11 protein-coding genes and 1 other annotated feature are annotated in these 19757 nt (G+C 51.4%); of the genes, 1 reads left to right on the forward strand and 10 read right to left on the reverse strand.

Going from position 1 to position 19757, the window contains the following annotated elements; translation table 11 throughout:
* Positions 1-139: 139 nt before the first annotated feature.
* The 3 genes from MUB35_RS04235 to MUB35_RS04245 all read right to left on the reverse strand — a co-directional run bounded on the left by MUB35_RS04235 (position 140) and on the right by MUB35_RS04245 (position 6506).
* On the reverse strand, positions 140-1576 hold the full coding sequence (locus tag MUB35_RS04235) for an aminotransferase class I/II-fold pyridoxal phosphate-dependent enzyme (RefSeq protein WP_103732988.1): 1437 nt from the start codon (positions 1574-1576) through the stop codon (positions 140-142).
* 4 nt (positions 1577-1580) lie between these two features.
* Positions 1581-3299 (reverse strand): proline--tRNA ligase, encoded by a 1719-nt coding sequence (locus tag MUB35_RS04240; protein WP_054352997.1) that lies wholly within the window; start codon positions 3297-3299, stop codon positions 1581-1583.
* Between the two features lie 409 nt (positions 3300-3708).
* Positions 3709-3976: a binding site (T-box leader), on the reverse strand.
* A gap of 172 nt (positions 3977-4148) precedes the next feature.
* Entirely contained in the window at positions 4149-6506 is a 2358-nt protein-coding gene (locus MUB35_RS04245) for a glycoside hydrolase family 3 protein (protein ID WP_103730946.1), read from the reverse strand.
* A 268-nt stretch (positions 6507-6774) separates the two neighbouring features.
* Between MUB35_RS04245 and MUB35_RS04250 the strand changes: the two genes are divergently transcribed.
* Entirely contained in the window at positions 6775-8688 is a 1914-nt protein-coding gene (locus MUB35_RS04250; RefSeq protein WP_103730945.1) for a DUF2961 domain-containing protein, read from the forward strand.
* Here MUB35_RS04250 and MUB35_RS04255 read toward each other — a convergent pair.
* The 7 genes from MUB35_RS04255 to MUB35_RS04285 all read right to left on the reverse strand — a co-directional run bounded on the left by MUB35_RS04255 (position 8667) and on the right by MUB35_RS04285 (position 19757).
* The gene (locus tag MUB35_RS04255) at positions 8667-9974 is read right to left on the reverse strand and encodes an apiosidase-like domain-containing protein (protein ID WP_158587243.1); all 1308 of its coding nucleotides are present in this window, start codon (positions 9972-9974) and stop codon (positions 8667-8669) included. The genes MUB35_RS04250 and MUB35_RS04255 overlap by 22 nt on opposite strands.
* 358 nt (positions 9975-10332) lie before the next feature.
* Positions 10333-12786 carry a beta-mannosidase gene (locus tag MUB35_RS04260; RefSeq protein ID WP_103730943.1) on the reverse strand — a complete coding sequence of 818 codons (2454 nt, stop codon included), beginning with the start codon at positions 12784-12786 and terminating at the stop codon, positions 10333-10335.
* Between the two features lie 132 nt (positions 12787-12918).
* Complete coding sequence (locus tag MUB35_RS04265; protein ID WP_103730942.1) at positions 12919-13887, reverse strand: acetylxylan esterase; 969 nt, start codon at positions 13885-13887, stop codon at positions 12919-12921.
* Between the two features lie 44 nt (positions 13888-13931).
* Entirely contained in the window at positions 13932-14978 is a 1047-nt protein-coding gene (locus MUB35_RS04270; protein WP_103730941.1) for an alcohol dehydrogenase catalytic domain-containing protein, read from the reverse strand.
* Between the two features lie 12 nt (positions 14979-14990).
* The gene (locus MUB35_RS04275) at positions 14991-17543 is read right to left on the reverse strand and encodes a glycoside hydrolase family 2 protein (protein WP_103730940.1); all 2553 of its coding nucleotides are present in this window, start codon (positions 17541-17543) and stop codon (positions 14991-14993) included.
* Positions 17544-17557: 14 nt separating this feature from the next.
* On the reverse strand, positions 17558-18253 hold the full coding sequence (gene deoC / locus MUB35_RS04280) for a deoxyribose-phosphate aldolase (protein ID WP_033141236.1): 696 nt from the start codon (positions 18251-18253) through the stop codon (positions 17558-17560).
* 1 nt (position 18254) lies between these two features.
* A complete protein-coding gene (locus MUB35_RS04285; RefSeq protein WP_103730939.1) occupies positions 18255-19757 on the reverse strand; it encodes a xylulokinase in 1503 nt (500 codons plus the stop codon).

Below are 19757 nucleotides of genomic sequence, written 5' to 3' on the forward strand. Positions count from 1 at the left end.
AACGTAACTGTTCAATATCTTCACCGTTACAGGCAAAAATCCATGCAAATTCACCTTTGGCAATAGAATTTTTGCTTCGCTGCAAAGTGTTTTCTTAAGGGCAGCGCAGTAAATGCGCAGACCTGCCGAATCGTTACTTTCAAACATCTTTTAACACGTGAATCTTCTTTAGAGTATAGTCATTTAAGCCCTGAATGTCCATACCCTGTTCCTTCCAAATACAAATCTGCCGCAATACATCTTTGCTGATTCTCTCTCCCGGAACCAGAAACGGGATTCCGGGCGGATACAGATACGCATATTCCGAAGAAATCCTTCCCTCACTGTCCGACAGGTTAATTTCCTCCTGGTCCCCTTCCACAGCCTCCGCTATAGATTTGCAGACTTCACCGACGATATAGGTACAAATCCCATCCTTCACTGCTTCTGTTCTCTCCGTTTCACGATCAATATCCAGAAGCGCCTGCTCCAGCCTGTCAAACCCGTCCTCTGTATCCATTACGCCAGTGAGCGCGATCACATACTGGCTTGCCGCCATCTCCATCTGCAGATGATACCGTTCCAGCAAAATTTCATGGAGCTTTGCCCCATCTATTTCCGCATCTGCCGTAGAGATCAGAATCTTTGATTCATCCAGGTCATACACTAAACCCCGTCCCAAAATATCATCCTTACTCACCAGATGCAGATTCTTAAGGGCCGCCAGTCTCCCCCTGCAGGTTTTAAGCCTCTCTGTATAGCCCGCAAACAGCTCCTTCCCCTTTTCCCGGATCAGCCTTACGCACGCATCCATCCCGGCCATAAACAGATAAGACGGACTGCTGCTCTGATAAATCCCCAGAAAACGCCTGAGCTTTTCCTCACTCACTCTCTCACTGTTCCTGTGCAGAAGCGCGGTCTGCGTCAGCGATGGCAGAGTTTTATGTAAACTATGAATCACCACATCCGCCCCACATGCAAGCGCGGATTCCGGAAAATATTCCGAAAACGGAAAATGCGCCCCATGTGCCTCGTCCACGATCAAAGGCACATGAAATGCATGAGCAATCTTCGCAATCCTCTTCACATCAGACACCACTCCGTCATAAGTAGGAGACGTGATAAGCACTGCCTCTGTGCCGGGATACCTCTCCAGCATCTCCCTGACAGCCTCAGGCGAAATTCCACCGTTCAATCCCACACTTTTTTCGGCCTCCGGAAAGAGATAATGTGTTGTCAGTCCTCTCAGATAAGCCGCGTGATAAACTGCCTTGTGACAGTTTCTTGCCATCAGTATCTCACCGCCTCTGGACGTACATGCGGACACAGCGGCCAAAATTCCCGACGTGCTGCCATTTACCAGATACCATGTCTCACGCGCCCCGTAAAGAGAGGCAGCCCGCTGCTGAGCCTCCAGCAGAATCCCTTCGGCGTGATGCAGATTGTCAAACCCGTCTATCTCAGTTATGTCAACCAAATAAGGGTTTTTCAGCGTCCCCGGACAAAATTCCCGTTTATGCCCCGGCATGTGAAATGGATAGTAATCCTTTCTTCCATATTCATATAAAGCCTCATCCAGCCACTTCTGCTGTTCCATTTTCTCATCCTCTCCCAGACAATTCCTCAATCAGCACTGCAATCTCCTTTTTAACATCCTGAAGCGCCGCTTTCTTCTGAACATTTTTATCCCTTGTCACGATCTCGCAGCACCCTTCTTTCATATTTCTCGGGCTGACGATCACACGCACAGGCACACCCATAAGATCCGCATCTGAGAACATAACCCCGGCGCTCACTTTCCTGTCATCATAGAGCACCTCCACGCCCTGCCTCTGAAGGTCTTCATACAGCTTATCCGCAAATGCTTTCACTTCCTCATTATCCGGCCTTACACAGCACAGATGCACCTGCCAGGGAGCAATGGCCATAGGCCAGATTGGCCCGTACTCATCATGATGTGCTTCACACACGGAGGCTGCCAGCCTTCCGATCCCTATCCCATAACACCCCATCAAAGGATACTTTTCCTTCCCATCTTTATCCAGATACTGCATCCCCATACTCTCCGTATACTTTGTACCGAGCTGAAAAATATTTCCCACCTCAATACCTCTGCATACCTGAATCGTATGCTTACCGCATCCGGGACACACGCCGCCCTCTGAAATCTTGGCAAAATCATGATACTCCGCCTGCGGGCAGTCCCTTTCCATACAAAGTCCTGTATAATGATGTTCCTCCACATTACCGCCGCAGGAGAGATTCATTCCCCCCTGCAAAGACCTGTCATAGAGCACCGTAAAATCCCCCTGCAGATCATAAGGCCCGATAAATCCGGGATGCAGTCCGGATTCCTTCGTTATTTCCGCCGGACGAATCTCACTTTTCAGGAAATTGGTAACCTTTGTCTCATTCACATCCAGATCCCCGCGGATAAACAGCACCACAAACTTGTCATCCGAATTCTTCTGATACACCACAGCCTTACAGGATTTCTCCTCAGGCATCCCCAAAAATCCGCACACATCCTCAATCGTATGAATATCCGGTGTGTACACCAGTTTCAGTTCCTCCTGCACATCATCCTGCGGATTCTCAACAATACTCTCAGCCATCTCCACATTAACCCTGAACCCGCATTCCGGGCAGACCGCAACAGAGTCCTCCCCCACAGGAGTCAGCAGCATAAATTCATGAGACAGACTGCCGCCCATCATCCCCGAATCCGAAGCCACGGCAATCGTCTCCGGAATCCCGGCCCTTGCAAAAATCCTCTCATAAGCATGATAACACTTCTGATAATATTCCTCCAGGTCCTCCTGAGAAGTATGGAATGAGTAAGCATCCTTCATTGTAAACTCTCTCACCCGGATCAGCCCTGCCCTCGGCCTTGCCTCATCCCTGAACTTTGTCTGGATCTGATAAATCATAAAAGGATACTTAGCATAACTCTTTCCATACTCCCGCACCAACTGCACCGAAGCCTCCTCATGTGTCATCCCCAGTACCATCTTACTCCCATTTCTATCCGAAAACCGCAGCAGCTCACTCCCCACACTCTCATATCTCCCCGACTCCTCCCAAAGCGAGGCTGGCATAACAACAGGAAACTGCACCTCCTGCCCATCAATCCCATCCATTTCCTCCCGAATAATCCCCTCAATCTTCCTGCAAATCCTCCTCAACGGCCCAAACTGCGAATAAATCCCATTCCCCACATACTTCATATACCCGCCTCTCACCATCAAAGCATGGCTGTCGATCACACAATCCGCCGGCCTCTCCCGAAACCTTTCCCCCACAACTTTCTCCATCTTCATAACACTCTTCCTCCATTCACATTTTTTTATTTCATATATCTAAATCTACCAACTATTCAGCACCCCTCACATCTAAAGGCAAAATCCATCCTGAATTGCATCTAACAATGGAATTATCGCTTGCTCACATAAAACAACCTCCCGCCCTCACCCTGCACGAAGTGCTTTTTTCTGCCGCCGCTGTCCCATCGGTTCCGGGCAACGTGGTGTGTTGCAGTGCCGTATGCATTCCGAAGCTACACCGAGGGTATTTCGTCCGTCTGAGCCGTACAACCCATTGTTCGTCTCAGGCGGACGAAATACCCTCGGTGTAGAATTCGGCTGCATACAAACGCAACACACCACGTTGCCCGGAACCGATGGGACAGCGAGCGGCAGAAAAAACAAAAACCCTGAACCAGCTAAGCCAGTTCAGGGCGAATACTCAAATATCCGTGTTACCACCTGAATTCAGAATTTCCATTCTGCTCTCTCCAAGTACAGGACGCCATCCATCCAAAGATCATCAGCCATCCGATACTCCATCCCCATAACGGAGGATACCCGTCATAACCTACTCGTCACCTTTCAGCCTGCAGCTCAAAGACCGGTTCAGCGCCCCTCCATAAAGCCTCGCACCACCCGGCTTCTCTCTGCAACGTCCAGACACGCTTACTATCTCTTCTCAACGCCTTTCTCTTGATTCCGAATCTTATCACAAAACCGCATCCATGTCAACGATATTAAAAACAAAACCGCTGCTAAAAGCCGCCTGTGATTACCATTTACACGTTCCTGTCCCGCAGGGTATATTCAGGCCGATGGCATCAAAATTCCAAATCAGCAAGTACACAGTCCCGTCCAGAATATTTAATCCACTTTCAATATCATCCCCAATATCCTCTCCGCGCACTTCTCCATCTCTTCCCTGCTCACGAATCCCTTCTCCTTAGCCTCCAGAATCCTGTCAGGATAACCACATCCCATCTTGATATCTCCCCCGGCCTTTACTTCCAGATAATGCTCCGCGTGATTCCACCAGTCCGTAGTCACCATTCCCTCGAAGCCCCACTCTTCTCTGAGGATTCCGTTAAGCAGTTCCGGGTTACAGGAAGTGGGATATCCATTCATCAGATTATAGGATGTCATCACTGTCCAGGGCTGGGCTTCCTTTACCGCGATCTCGAATCCTTTCAGATAGATTTCCCTGAGCGCCCTCTCCGACACCCTGGAATCGCTGTCCTTCCTGTTAGTCTCCTTATTGTTGCAGCAGAAATGTTTCATGGACGCCCCGATATGCTGAGACTGGATGCCCCTGATCATAGCTGCTCCCATTTTTCCTGATACCAGCGGGTCCTCGGAATAATATTCAAAGTTTCTTCCGCACAGGGGACTTCTGTGTATATTCATAGCCGGGGTAAGCCAGACACCGATATTATTTTCCTTCACTTCAGCCGCTCCTGCTGCCCCTGCCTCAAATACTATCTCCGGATTCCAGGTACAGGCCAGCAGTGTGGCGCAGGGCCATGCCGTCGTATAGACACCGCACTCCTCCCTGATTCTCAGTCCTGCCGGGCCGTCCGCAGTCATAATATTGGGAATTCCATATGCCGGAAGATTGCCCATTCCATATGTATTGGCAGTACCTGTATTTACCTGACCGCCCAGCAGCCCGGCTAATTCCCTGTCGCTGAGCTGTGCCAGAAGCCGGCGTAAATCGGCCTTCCCTTCCGCTACATCTTCAAGGGTAATCCTGTCCGCATTTCGCCATTCTTTTTTCTCCTGATACGTGATTCCCTGTACATCGGGTTCCACCCCTTCCAGCGTATCAATATCCTGAGGAATCAGACGGTTCTTCTCATATACGTCTCCGCCCTGCGGTAGTTCCTCGTAGGACCCGTCTGCCAACAGGCGTGATTTAAGGGCAGCCGGCGCGCATTTTCTTTCGAGCTGCTCTGTCACAACCGTCTGCGCTGCCTGGTATTCATAGTCCAGTTTTACTGTATTTCTCACAGAGTTTCCGATTCTGAAGCTGTAATTTCCGGCCTCCAGCACATAAGCAGATGCCTGGATCTTTCCCAGATCATCATACGAAGCCATGGCCTTGACCGGCATTTTCAGTCTGAGCACCTGGGACTGCCCGGCTCCCAAAAGCTCTGTCTTGGCAAATGCCCCCAGCACTTCAAGCGGTTTTCCCAGAACACCCTGAGGTGCCCGGTAATAAAGCTGTACGACTTCTTTTCCGGCTCTGCTTCCCATATTGGTGACTCTCACATCCACACAAATGGTCCCATCTTCTTCCCCTGCCCGAAGCGGCTCAATGGCAAACTCCGTGTAGGAGAGTCCGAATCCAAAGGGATAATTTACCTTCTCGGCAGCGCCCGGAATCGTTTCAAAATACCGGTATCCCACATAGATGTCCTCTGTGTAATCCACATAATCCTCGGATTCGTTGAAACCTGCAGAAGATGGGTAGTCATCAAATGTACGGGCAAAGGTATCTGTCAGCTTTCCGGATGGGTTTACGTCCCCGCACAGCAGATCCGCCGCTGCCAGTCCGCCCTCCATGCCTCCCTGCCATGCAAGGAGAACTCCCTGTATCTTTTCAGAATCACAAAACCAGGAGGTATCCACCATACCGCCCACGTTCAGCACAACAACAACCTTTTCAAAATTGGCAGTCACTGTATCCACCATGTTCTGCTCTTCCCGGGTAAGATAAAAATCTCCATCTCCCGGAATCCCTTTCCGGTCCCAGCCTTCGCCGGAAAACCGGCAGATGGATATTACAGCCGCATCCGCCCATGCTTTGGCTTTCTCAAGCAGATCACAGGGAATCTCCGGCTCTGCAGTCATACCCGGCTGAATCCCGCCGGCATACTGTGCACTTACATTTTCCCTGTAGAATTTGCCGAGAGACGCCAGTACCTGTACCTTTCCCTCTTCTTCCTTTATCTCAAGACCATCCTGGAGACTGCGCACATAAGCGGTAGTCACATCACCGCTGCCTCCGCCTCCTTTTACATAATCCACACTGCCTTTTCCGAATAATGCCAGTCTGGTCCCCTTCTCAAAGGGCAGGATACTCTTTTCATTTTTTAACAGCACCATTCCCTCGGCTGCTGCTTTTCTGGATAAAAGAATGTGTTCTTCACATCCTGTCACTCTCTGTCCGTTCCTGCCTAAAGGCAGGCATGGCTGATACAGCGCACGCGCCCATTTCTTCATAATTAAAAATCCTCCTGTTTTTTCTCGCGCCTCTATGGGCGGGATTCCTCGTAATCTTTTTTCTATCTTATCTCCCCATTCTCTGGGGAACAAGAGCTTATATTGACATAAATATTCCTGATATTAACCTCTTCCATCCACCCTTGCCGCTCCGTTTGTTTCACAGTGCATTTCTTTCTTTTTTCCGAAAAATCTTAATATTATCCATTGAGATAATCCCCCCTTTTTTTATAATATCCTAAAACACTAAAAGACAGGAGATATCCATATGAATATTTACGAAACCATGGCAGACTTAAAGTCCCTCCCGGTCCCCAAGACAGGCTGCAGAGCCCACTATGAGGGAAGTATTGATAAAAAAGGCGGAAATGCTGACTGGGACTGGGCGCTCTACCGGGATGCAGACGGTGAATGGGTTCTTTTTGAACACCTTGGCCCCGGATGTATCTATAATTTTGTCCAGCACCGCTATCCGTCCTGTGAGGAGCCGGTTTTCCGTTTTTACTTTGACGGGGAAGAGACCCCCCGCTTTACCATCCGGCACTCGGAATTCGGTGAAAAATACCCGTTTACAGAACCTCTTGCCTCCCGCTATATCGGGCCCTATGACAACGGCAGAGGTCCTATCCGCGTGGTGCGCAGCTTTGTGCCCATGCCCTATAAAAAAAGCTGTAAAATCACCAGCAGTATCCGGCTGGAAGGCTGTGACCGCAGTAAAAACCAGGGCGGCTGGGGCCATGTTGTCTATCACTCTTATGAAAACGGAGACGGCGTGGAAACTTTCAGCCCTGCAGAAGACCCGGCACAGCAGAGGCTGACCGCTCTCTGGAAACAGACCGGAAGCTGTATACACAGCCTGCAGTCCCCCCTGCGCCGCCAACTGACAAACCTGGTTCTGAAGCCTGGGGAAGAGTTCCCGCTTTTTACCTGTGAGGAAAGCGGCTGTATAGCCGGTATCCGCATTCTCACAGGGGAGTATACCGCCTCCCAGCTACACACTCTGTCTCTCAGCGCACGCTGGGACGGACATTCCTCCCCTGACTTCGATGCTTCATTCGGCTGCCTTTTCTCCAATGAACTGGGGTATCACAGTGTACAGTATCTGCTGTCAGGCATGAATACAGACGGGTATTATTATAATTTTTACCCCATGCCTTTTTCCCATAGTGCTGATCTGGCCTTGAAAAATACCGGGGACCTGGCGGTACAAATCCCCTTTGCCGAGATTCTCTGGACCCGTGAATGGAATCCATACTATCAGGAAAACGGATTCCTATATTTCAGAGGGGCTCCCTATTACAGCCGAAAACATACGGAAGGTGCTGACAGCCTGATCGCACAGGTATCCGGAAACGGTCATATCATCTCCTCCATCATCACCGCATATGGCGAGACCCCCGAATCCAGGGCTGACTGTGAAGGTGATGTCCGCATCCATTTTGACGGACTACGCACACCGCAGATTGAGAGTGACGGTTCTGAAAGCTATTCCTGCTACGGCTGGGGATTCGAGACTCCCAAAGAGTGTAATCCTGCCAGCGGCTATGACGGGCATGAACACAAAGACTGGTCCATGCATCGCTCCCTTCCGGGGGACTGGTATCCTTTTTCTTCCTGTTTTCGTTTCGGAATCGAATCCGGCGGGTGCAATGACCTGTATATGGAACACTCCGGCATGGTATTTTATTACGGCAGAGACGAGATAAAGCTTAAGAAAATAGGGGAGATCCAATTTCAGGACCCCGGCACTTTGGAAGCTTTTCATTATATCTGCGAGGACAGCCCTGTGCCCGTTTCGCTGACTTCCTTTTTTGAGGGGGACGATGACCATATTCCTGTTACTTTTTACGGGCATTACAGCAGAAAAAAACGCTCCTTCACTGTCCCTGTTCCACCGGACGCCCAGGCAGTTATCCTCCGCCGGGTCAGCGACCAAAAGTACGGACGCCAAAAAGCTTTCGTTTCTGTAGATAAGGAAGCGGTGGAAGAATACCCCTGGTATTTTCCGGATCATAATCCATATAAGAGATGGCTGGAAGACGAGTTCATCATTCCCCGCAGATATCTTGCCGGAAAATCGGACATCACTATCACCATAGAACCTCAGCCCTGCGGTAGCCCGTTATCTCCTGACCATGTGACCTGGAATGAATACGGCTATCAGATCTTTGCCCGCATCTGATCCAGCACGGCAATCCAGTCCCGCCCTCCATCCGGCGGTCTTAAGACCACCGGACAGGGCGGCCATATTTCCTTTTTCTTAACTGTTCCATCCTCAGGGTCAAACCAGCTGCACAGCACCGGTCCCTCTCCCATTTTTTCCAGATGGGCTTTTATCTCCTGCCCATAGGGGGTATACAAAAAAGCATATGTATCTCCTCTGGCGGCAGAGATATACTGTCCGCACCACTCCTCCTGCTCCACAAGTTCAGGTGCCGGGCGCAGTTCAAAAAACGGTCTGTCAAGCCGAAGTTTTTCCATATACCGCATCTGTCCCGCACCTTTCTCCAAAAGCCCTTCACGCCAGGTCTTCAGATGACCTTGGTCCTTCTCCCTGCAAAAACACCACACTGCATGGTTCCCGTAAACACAGCCGCAGGCTCCCTGAAGCAGATTCCAATACCCATTCTGCCTCACTTCCCGCTCTCCCCAGAACACACCATACTCGGGCTGAAAACAGGCCGGATGACTCTCGTATCTCGGTTCCAGATCAAGACAGGGTTTCTCTTCCTCCTCCTGCATCTTCCTTATGAATTTCCAGCTCTCATAACCCTCCAGTCCATGCCCGGACTGGCAGCAGTTAAAATCAATATATGACTTATCCCGCAAGAAATGGGTGGAACAGGACGCTCCGCAGGGATGGAAGGTCATCAGATGTTCTGTATCCCTGCTCCTGATTCCGGCTGCCATTGCGTCAATCACGCTCTCCTGCTCCTCGTTTTCCACCGGTCTGTCTCCGCCCAGGATCCATATGATATTCCATTCTCTGCTATACCGTTCCCCAATCCAGGCACCATAGTCATAAGCACTTCCGGGATCTTTAAAGATTTCCGGCCCGCATCCCCACTTCTTATTCCACTTATCTCCCCAGCAGGGCAGCATCCCGATAAACATCCCCAGTTCTGCTGCTCTATGTACGATCCAGTCCACATGCCTCCAATACGCTTCGCAGTCCTCCATTTCCGGAAATACCTCTCCCTGCGTCCCCGGCAGGCAGACCTTCCCGCTGCAAAGCGGCAGCGGCTTATCCCCATACGCATTTCCTGTATAGATTCCATCCAGCTCCGCCAGCGCTGCCGCCTGGATCACATGAAATCCCTGTGCTGCCCGTAGGCTCAGATACTCATCCGCTTCCTCTCTGTTCAGTCTGTGAAACAATTCCCAGGCTGTATCTCCCAAGTAGAAAAAAGGAGTCCCGTCCTCCCACATAAGATACTGTTTCTCATGGTGTACTTTCAGTTTTTTCATGTTTCGCCTCCATATTATTAGATTTTTAGCGATAAAAGGTAAGGGTATCATTGATTTTAAGATTAAATGATATATTAGACAATCATCAGAAAAGAAAATAGCTATCCTCTATAGGCCGTAGAGGATAGCTGGCAACTATAAATTACTATGGTTTTCCGAAGCGCAATCAATGGATAACGATTATCTATTGATTACTTTTAAATCAATTATACACTGGGTACTTGAATTTCTCAAGTACCCATTTGCATTTTCTATTCTGAATATACCAAAGCAGTTACCCTTCACTGCGCGCCCAGCAACACGCTTCGCAATGCACAGATATGGAACATTCTGCTCTATATCGCGCCGGCTGCCTTCACTACCGAATATCAAACACACTCCGTACCGTCAGATCCTCCATCTCACCGCAAACCACTTTCACTCTTCTCTCCCCTGCATTCATATCAAAATAGTTGTCCTCCAACACCAGATCCTCATTCCTGTTCCGAATCTCAACACTCTTCGCATACGCCTTTGCCCTGACGATGACCTCACCGTCTCCGGACTCCACCGTAAGCTGCGGATCTTCATATCGGAAAAATCTCGGCAGTGTGAGTATCACTGTGGAACCGGATACCCACCGGTCATCCTCAAAAAGATCATAGCTGATGTACTCTTCCCGGATTTTCATGTCCGGAAGCTCCCTTTTTTCCATCCACACACTGGAGAGTGCCGGCACGGAAAGCTCTGTCTCCTCCTTCTGCAGAATACCGCCGAACCGGTCCCGTACAGCCCATACGACCCGGACCACTTTATCCTCCGGCGTCTCATTAGACACATTGAACGTCACACTCTTCTCCATCTGAAAGGGCTGCGCATTCACATTGGTGTTCTGCGTCATCATCCCCTCCTCCCTGCAGGACAGCAGGATTGGAGCAAAAAACCTTTTGGCATAATAATGCAGTGCCTTCCACCTTCCGTAATAGTCAATGGAGGACCAGGAAGCCACCGGCCAGCAGTCATTGAGCTGCCAGTACACTGCTCCCATACACCTGCCCCTGTTTCTTCGGAAATGCTCCACTCCGTATTTTATAGCTTCTCCCTGCAGGAGCTGGGACGCATACAGCAGCGTATCAAAATCCGTGGGATACAGGAAGGTCTGGTACAGATACTTCATGATCTTCCCATTTGCCGCGTCATTCCTCTGATGCTTATCCATCACATAGGAAAAAATATTCCTGTCCTCCGGCAGCGTAAACGCCTCCACTGTCTTCAGACACGGAAAAGACTGGAATCCAAACTCACTGGCATACCGGAAATAATACTTACGGTATTCGGAAAATGGCTTATCTCCGTGCCATACCTCCCAGTAATGCACATCTCCCCGGTCGGGGTCATTGGGCGCGTCGAAGCTTCCGCCCGAAGACGGACTTGCCGGCCAGTAAAAGGTCTGCGGGTCTTCCTCCTTCAGCACCTGCGGGATGATATACTCGTACATCTTGACATAATCCGCCTTCTGCTTCAGCGTATTCACCCACTGGCCCTCATCCACGAACATTTCCATCTCATTATTCCCGCACCAGAGTCCAAGACTGGCATGATGGCGGAGGCGGCGCACATTGTCCCTGATCTCCGCCCTGATATTTTTATCAAAATCCTCTGTCAGTTCATAGACAGCGCAGGCAAACATCAGATCCTGCCAGACCACCAGTCCCAGCTCATCGCAGGCATCATAAAAATCGTCATGGGGATAGAATCCGCCTCCCCATACCCGGATACAGTTAAAATTAGCCGCCCGGCACTGTTCCAGCAGTTTCCTGGTCCTCTCCCCGGTGATCCTGCCGAAAATGTTGTCTTCCGGTATATAATCCGCGCCCATGGCAAAAATCTGCACGCCGTTTACCTCATGGGCAAAGCTCTCGCCGTATACATCCTTCTCCCTGTGCACGGTCATGGTCCTAAGGCCTATCCGCTTCTCCCATCGGTCAACTTCACGGCTGCCGTCCATAAGCTGCACACAGATTCCATACAGATTCTGTTCCCCGTATCCGTTCGGCCACCACAGAAGCGGCTGTGTGATGACCAGACACTCCGGTGAATCCTCCTCTGTCCTCACATTTCCCTGTGGGTCTGTGACTGTGACCCTGTAGGAAAGCCCCTGTGCTTTTGCCCTGTCCTCCTGTGTTTCTCCTGCGGAAGCGATCTCTGTGCGGATATAAAGTGTGACCTTCTGCTCCTCATGCTCCTGCGCCACATATACGGATTCCAGCCTTCCTTTCTCTACTCCCTGCAGAAAAACATTCTTCCATATTCCCGCATCCGGAAGCCTTGGGCCCCAGTCCCAGCCAAACATGCAGTGTGCTTTCCTGATCTGGGGAAACCCGTCCATACAGTGTTCAGATCCCATAGTCACACACTCCGCATAGCGCTCCCGGATATATTTAACAGGACTGTGAAAATAAATCCTCAGACTGTTTTCTCCCCGCAGCAGCATCCCGGTCACGGAGTATGCCCATGCGCGGTGCATATTGTCAGCCCGGCCCAGCAGGCATCCATTCAGATAAATGTCTGCAATGGTGTCCAGACCGTCAAAACAAAGTCTGATCTCATCTGTATCAAAAAGTCCGCTCTCCGGTATGAACCGGGTTTCATAGACAAAATCCTTCTCCATCCATTTCAGGGCTTCATCCTCGTTGTCCCTCCAGAAGGGATCTTCCATCCTGCCCGTGCGAAGCAGGTCATAGTAAACAGACCCCGGCACCTGGGCGGGAATCCTCTCCTTTTCTCCCTGAACCTGGAGAGTCCACCCCTGTGTAATCTCCTGTCTCCTCATATTTCGTTTATCCTCCAGTCTAGTCTCCATCCTTCCGGATGCCATGTTTCTTAACCGTGTATCCCTGCAGCAGTCCGGCGCCGGCTGACTCGGGTTTCGCTCGGCGAAACACCTCCCGGAACTGAGGGGTGCTTAACAGTTACCTATGATATTACAGTGCCGCAGAAACACCAGCTTTTTCTCCATCTGTATGCTGTAAGCATTCTCATGTCCGCAGAACGGATAGATCTCTATCTGTTTATCCGATTCAATCCTGTTATAAGTAGCAAAAAAGCATTCTGCGGGGCAGGTCTTATCCTTTAAGGATACAGAACACAGGACAGGACAGGTAATGCGGGACGCCAGATTCATTGTGTCAAAGTAGCTCAATGTGCCGAAAGCCGTATCCGTATGCTTAGGAAATCTGCGGAGGTACGCGGCAGCGGCACCAAAGCTGCCGTACTCCCCCTCCACCCTCACTGCCAGATCACTGTTGCCCGGTACATCCGCCAGTGCTGCGGCAGGCCGGCTGTCCAATGCCGCGGCTGCCATGACAAGGGCTCCGCCCTGGCTGATTCCGTGGAGCACAATCCTGTCCCTGTCCGTCTCCTCCATGGCGCAGGCCGCGTCCACGGCACGGACGCTGTCCAGATAAACATGCCGGTAATAATACTCATGGGGATCTAAGATCCCTCTGCATGCAGGCCCGTCAAAATAAGCTTCCTGATAACAGGCATGGTCTGCTGTGATCCCGCCCTGTCCTCGGCAGTCCACAGCCAGAACCGCCATCCCCAGCGCTGTCCAGAAAAGATGGTCTGAGGGCATCCCTCTGCTGCCGGAAAATCCATGATACTGGATCACACAGGGAAGTCTTCCCCCGCCCGCCGTCCGCGGAGCCAGATACCAGCCGTGAATCCTGGTATTCTCCATCCCCTGATAACTGATGTCATACACATGGACCTTTTCCGCCGGATAATCCTCCAGCCTTTTCACTTCCAGTCCAAGCGGCAGCCTCCGGCTCTCTTCCAGAGACTGCTCCCAGAACAGATCAAAATCCAGTTTCCGGGTCAGGGGCGGCAGATATTTTTCCAGCTCTCTCTTCCTGTCTTCTATGTATCCCATCTCTGTCCTCCCGATTCAGGTCCGCGTTTTCCCGCGCCAAATAGTTACAATACAAATATGTTTTTCAGGTTCCTGCCTTCCCTTGCCGCGGCAAAAGCCTCCTCGTACTCCTCAAGAGCATATGTGGCAGAAACAATTTTATCTATATTCAGGACACCTGCCTGCACCAGCTTCATGCATTTTCTGTACTGGGTCAGACTGGCACGGCAGCTCCCTGTGAGGACAAGCTGTTTATAATGTACCTGATTGGTATTGATCGTCACCTCACACCTGTCAGCGGGAAGTCCGCCGAAAAAGTTCACCCTGCCGTTCACCGCCAGCAGTTCCAAAGCCTGTGCCTGCGCCTGGGGAGACGGGCACGCAGTGATGCAGACAGAAACACCCTGGCCCTGTGTCTGCTCCATGACGAATTCCTTCAGATCTCCGCCTGCGTATGTGGTGAAGAACGGGTCAAACTCCCTGCATATAGCCACCCTGTTTTCATTCAGATCCGTGATCATGACCTTTGCCGCACCGGCCATCTTTGCCAGCATACCGTGCATGATGCCGATAGGGCCGGCGCCGATGATCAGCACTGTGTCACAGGGCTTGATCCCTACCTGCTCAAAGCCATTGTATACACAGGATAACGGTTCCAGGACCGCCGCCTTCTCAAAAGTCATGTCCCCGTCGATCTCTATCTTCACTACATTGCCCTGGCGGACCGCCGCCTCGGGGATCACCACATATTCCGCAAATCCCCCGTCCATGTTGATCCCAAAGGCACGGTATTCCCGGCACAGATGGGTGTTGCCTGATACACAGGCGTCACAGGTGCCGCATCCCATATTCGGAGCGATCGCCACAGTCATTCCCGGCTCATAGCCGATCACAGCTTTCCCGGCCTGCTCAATGATCCCGGATATCTCATGTCCGTAGATACGTGGTGTCTCCTTTGTCACTCCCTGGTATCCGTTCTGGATCATCCGCAGGTCACTGCCGCAGATGGCTGCCGCTTTTACTTTCAGAAGAAGCTCACCGTCCCCGATCTCCGGTTTGGCCACATCGGTCAGCGCATAATCATTTTTTCCATAAAATTGTATTGCTTTCATTCTCTATCCCTCTCATCTCTCCGTGGCTTCCGGTGCATTCCAGGCCCGGACCACCAGGCTGTCCGTATGGGAAACGGCAATGCGTTTTACCTCCCCCGGATTCAGCCAGAACAAACTGCTTTCGGTTACAAATTCCGTATCTCTGTCAGGGCATTCCACGGTGACTCCGACTGCCGGAACATCCCCGGTATTGGAAATGACGGCATGGCCCTCTTTTACGTTACAGGTGAGCGTTGTTCCGGGCAGTGCCAGCAGACAGCCCTGTTTCTGCTGATAATTGAACCAGTAAAAGGTATCGTCCGCTTTTTCTCCTTCCACATACACCTCTGTAGTCAGCAGGACCGGTCCGCTGCCCACATCTGCTCTGTCCACAGGCAAGTGCCCGAGATAGGTTACATTTGCGCTGTCTCTTCCGCTGTACAACGCCTCGCTGATCACATGCAGGTTTTCATCGTAAGCCCTCACCTGTACACTCCATGCACTCCCATCCAGACGGTCTGCGTCATCCAGCAGGTATACAGGAAGCTTCACATCTTCCTCCATCCGCATGGATGAAAATAAAATGCAGGCGTGGAGCGGCTCATAACTGTCCTTGATTGCATAATAGGAAAGCTTCGGCACGCCGTAGTAATCAATTGTGGACCAGGAGCATGCCGGGTACACATCTGTCAGCTTGTAGTAACAGATTCCCGTGGATTCAGGCCACCTGCACCGGTAGGCTTCCAATGTATGGCGGACCGCCGTTGCCTGGGCCATCTGTGTTCCCCAGATAAAGCTCTCCATGGTATCCCCTGCACAGAATTCCGGCACCCGTTTACTCAGATGTGCCATATCATCAGGTTCAAGCTGGTTGAATCTGGGGGTGTGGTGCCCGAAGGAGCCAAAGCGGCTGGGCGGCCACTGTTCTGCCTCCTCTTTTGGCAGATACCGCATCACACTTCTGTGATTCGGCGCGGAAGCCATGCCGAATTCCCCCATAAAATGAGACCTCAGGTTAAGGCTCACATCAATATCCTGCATATCCCAGTACGTGGAATAATTGTGCAGGGCGCCTCCCCACGGTGAAGTCCTGTGGAATCCCCTGCTGCCGTCAAGCTCATAGGCACAGCGTGCCATCATATCCATGGCCCTGCCGTCAGCCCTGGCCGACTCATTTCCGCCGCACCACATGATCAGGGACGGATGGTTTCTCAGCCGCGGCATATGTACCAGCACCGTCTCCTCCAGTTCGTCAAAGGGCTGGTCCTTCTGGCTGTCCCAGCAGGTAGGCCACTCCTGCATGACCATGATCCCCAATTCGTCACACAAGTCATAAAACAGATCCGACTCCGGCATTCCGCCGCCCCAAGCACGGAGCAGCTGGATATTCTGGTCCCTGGCAAGGCTTAAAAACCTGTGGTACAGATTCCTGTCAAACCGCAGAAGCACATCCAGCGTGCACCAGTTCGTACCCTTGATGAAAACAGGGCGTCTATTTACTATAAATGTCCAGTTATGCTTGTCCTCATATGGTCCTCCCGGAAGCGGGCCCATCTCAATGGTGCGCATACCGAAAGTGGTATCAAAATACTGTGTCTCCCCCTGTTCTGTCACCACCGACAGACGAAGTGTGTACAGATTCTGTTCTCCCATATTGACCGGCCACCAGAGCCTTGGATCCTCGATTCTGGTCTGCAGATGGACGACCTGTCCATCCGTGTGGATCTCCGTCCCAAAGACAAAACTGCCGCCTTTTCCCTTGTGGTTCTTTCCTTCTATCTCGCCGGTGATGGTCACTTTTCCACCTGTTCCGTGAAATTTCATGCAGATATCCACAATCCCCTCATCTGTATCCCCACAGGATACCAGGGGCTTCTCACTGCAGCAGGAAGGTTTCTTTTCCTCCAGCCCGACGGGTGCCCATATACCCCTGCTGGGAATGCAGGCATAATGCCACCCATACACACAGTTGATGACAACACCGTCATGCCACCCCTCGTCGTTATCCATATATTCGGACATGGGCTGGGGCCTGGCCGGCGAGTTTTCTATCTTCACGATCAGGGTGTTCTCCCTCTGCAGATAAGGAGCGGCGTCAAATACAGGACGTCCGAACATTCCCTTGTGCTCTCCCAGGTAATGACCGTTCAGCCAGATTTTTGCATAATGGCAGATTCCTTCAAAGTACAACTGATTCGCTCTGCAGCCATCTTCCCGGGAAAATTCCTTTTTCAGCCACCAGGTCTTATAACTGTACTCCCTGGCAGTTTTATCATTCAGCCCCACCGTAGGGTCCGGAATGATCCCGGCTTCATAGAGGGCCGTATGTACACTGCACGGTACATTGGCCGGAATACTGTCCTTCCAGGGCACCGATAGATCCAGCCTCTCCCTCTCGTCCCCGTCCCAGACCATCTGCCAGATGCCGTTTAGGGATACACGGTTCTCCGTATCCTTTATCACGACTTTTCTGTCCGCATCCAGCCCTGTCATAACAGCCGGTGTCTCCAGCATGGACGGCTTCGGCGCCCAGGCTTCTTTCTCCAGCTCGTCCAGGGATTTTCTGATTCCCAGCCTTTGAGTCATCGCTTCTCCTCCTCTCAGTTTTCTGCCGCAAGCCGTTCTCTCAGCTCCTCCACGATCTTCACACCGGCACTGGTCCCGATTCGTTCCGCTCCGGCCTCGATCATGGTAAGGGCAGTATCCAGATCCCGGATTCCTCCGGCTGCCTTTACTTTTATCTCATCACCGACCAGGGATTTCATCAGACGCACATCCTCCGCTGTGGCTCCCCCTGTACCGAATCCGGTGGATGTCTTGATAAAGTCGGGTTTTACCTCCAGGGCGATCTTACAGAGGATCTCCTTCTCCTCCTGGGTCAGATAACAATTTTCAAAAATCACTTTGGATAACACGCCCGCTTTCCGGCAGATTTCCACAATGCTCTCCATCTCCCTGCGGATATAGTCCAGATTCCTGTTCTTCAGCTCCACAAGATTGACAACATAGTCGATCTCATCCGCGCCTTCCCGGATTGCTGTCTCCGTCTCAAATACTTTCGTTTCGATGGTTGTCTGGCCCAGAGGAAAACTTATGGCTGCGCCCACATGCACATCGCTGTCTTTAAGGAACTCCCTGCATTTTTTTACCGGCGCTGAATTGATCGCCACCATCTTAAAATCATACGCTGCGCTCTCCTTACAAAACGCCTGGAAATCCTCGTCGCTCACATATGCTTTTAACAGTGTCTGGTCAATCATTTTTGCAAGTTTCTGTGGTGTAAGATTATTTTTCATGTCATTCTCCTCTTTCCTTTTCTCCGAAAGCCCCAAGGGCCTCCAGTAGGTTTACATAAATTTCTTTGTTTTTGTGATATATCTCATATCTCTCTTTATCCGGAAGATATACCTCTTCTCTCAGAGGCGCCTTCATGACGGCTTTTAAATCCCCAAGCAGTCCTGTACCGTAAGCCGCCAGCATGGCACTGGCGTACACTGCCGTATCCGCTTCCTGCAGGGGCCGGTAAGGTATCCCCAGTGCGTCTGCCTTTATCTGGCTGAAGACTGCACTTCTGGCGCCTCCCCCGGCTCCGTAAATATACTTGGGTGAAATCTGTGGATTCTGCCTCTTCAAAATGGAATAATAGTACGCGTATTCATATGCGATACTCTCCATAATACTCCGGTACATATGAGCTCCGGTGTGATGAAAAGAAAGCCCCCAGTATGCGCCTCTCACCCCGGGATCATTTGGACAGGTACGGCCTGAAAAATGCGGTACGAAATACAATCCGCCGCTGCCTGCCTCCAGCCTTTCGGCCTGTTTGTTCCAATATTCATAATCCCTGCCGTTCTGTTCCAGAAACCACCGCAGGCAGAGTCCTCCGCCTCCGATATATGCCAGGGGCGTGTAAAGCCCGTCTATCACTGACCTGGAAAACAGTATGGTCTTCGTCTCCAGATCCGGCGTAAAGCGGTCCGTGCTGCAGGAAAAAATGGAAGCAGTCCCGGCCACATCATAAATCATATCCTTTTCCACGATCCCCGCACCCAGAGCGGAAGCCGCAGAATCCCCGCATCCGGCCACCACCCTTGTCCCGCTTGTGAGACCGCAGGCCTTTGCCGCCTGCTCGGTCAGCCTGCCCACCTCGGTCCAGGGGCTTACGATCCGGGGCATCTTATCCTTCTCTATGCCGAACTCCGAGAGCAGACCCTCATCCCAGACTTTCCTCCTGTTGTCCGCAAATCCGGAGAAGTGCAGATGGGTATAATCGATCCACGCCTGCTCCGCCTTCAGCCCGCACAGCTTTCCGGCCACAAAGACCCCGGGCAGGACGAACTTGGCAGCCTTCTCATACTCTGCCGGCCTTTCTGCCTTTCTCCATAATATCTTCGGACCGTGTGTGTAAGTGACCGGTCCCCCGGTCCGGCGGATGACCTCATCCCCGGCCCGGTTTATCATTGTATGGATATACGGTTCACACCGGGTATCCAGCCAGGAATCATAAGGGCCAACCGCTTCAAAGTCAGCATCCACTGCCATGATGCCCGCCATCTGCGCGTCGATTCCCATGGCAGCCACCTGTTTTGGCGGGACACCGCTCTTTTTCATCAGCGCGTTTACGGTCCGCAGAACGGAACCATAGATATCCTCAGCGTTCTGGCAGACCTCCCCGGGTCCGCCGTATATAAGATTTGACTTCTCAAAGGCCTCCGACATTTTCTTTCCGTCCAGGGAAAAAAGGGCAGCCTTTGTTCCCTGTGTTCCGATGTCTATACCAACCGCATACTGTAACTTCAT

The sequence above is a fragment of the Blautia sp. NSJ-175 genome (assembly GCF_022867815.1).
Classification (GTDB): Bacteria; Bacillota; Clostridia; order Lachnospirales; family Lachnospiraceae; genus Blautia; species Blautia celeris.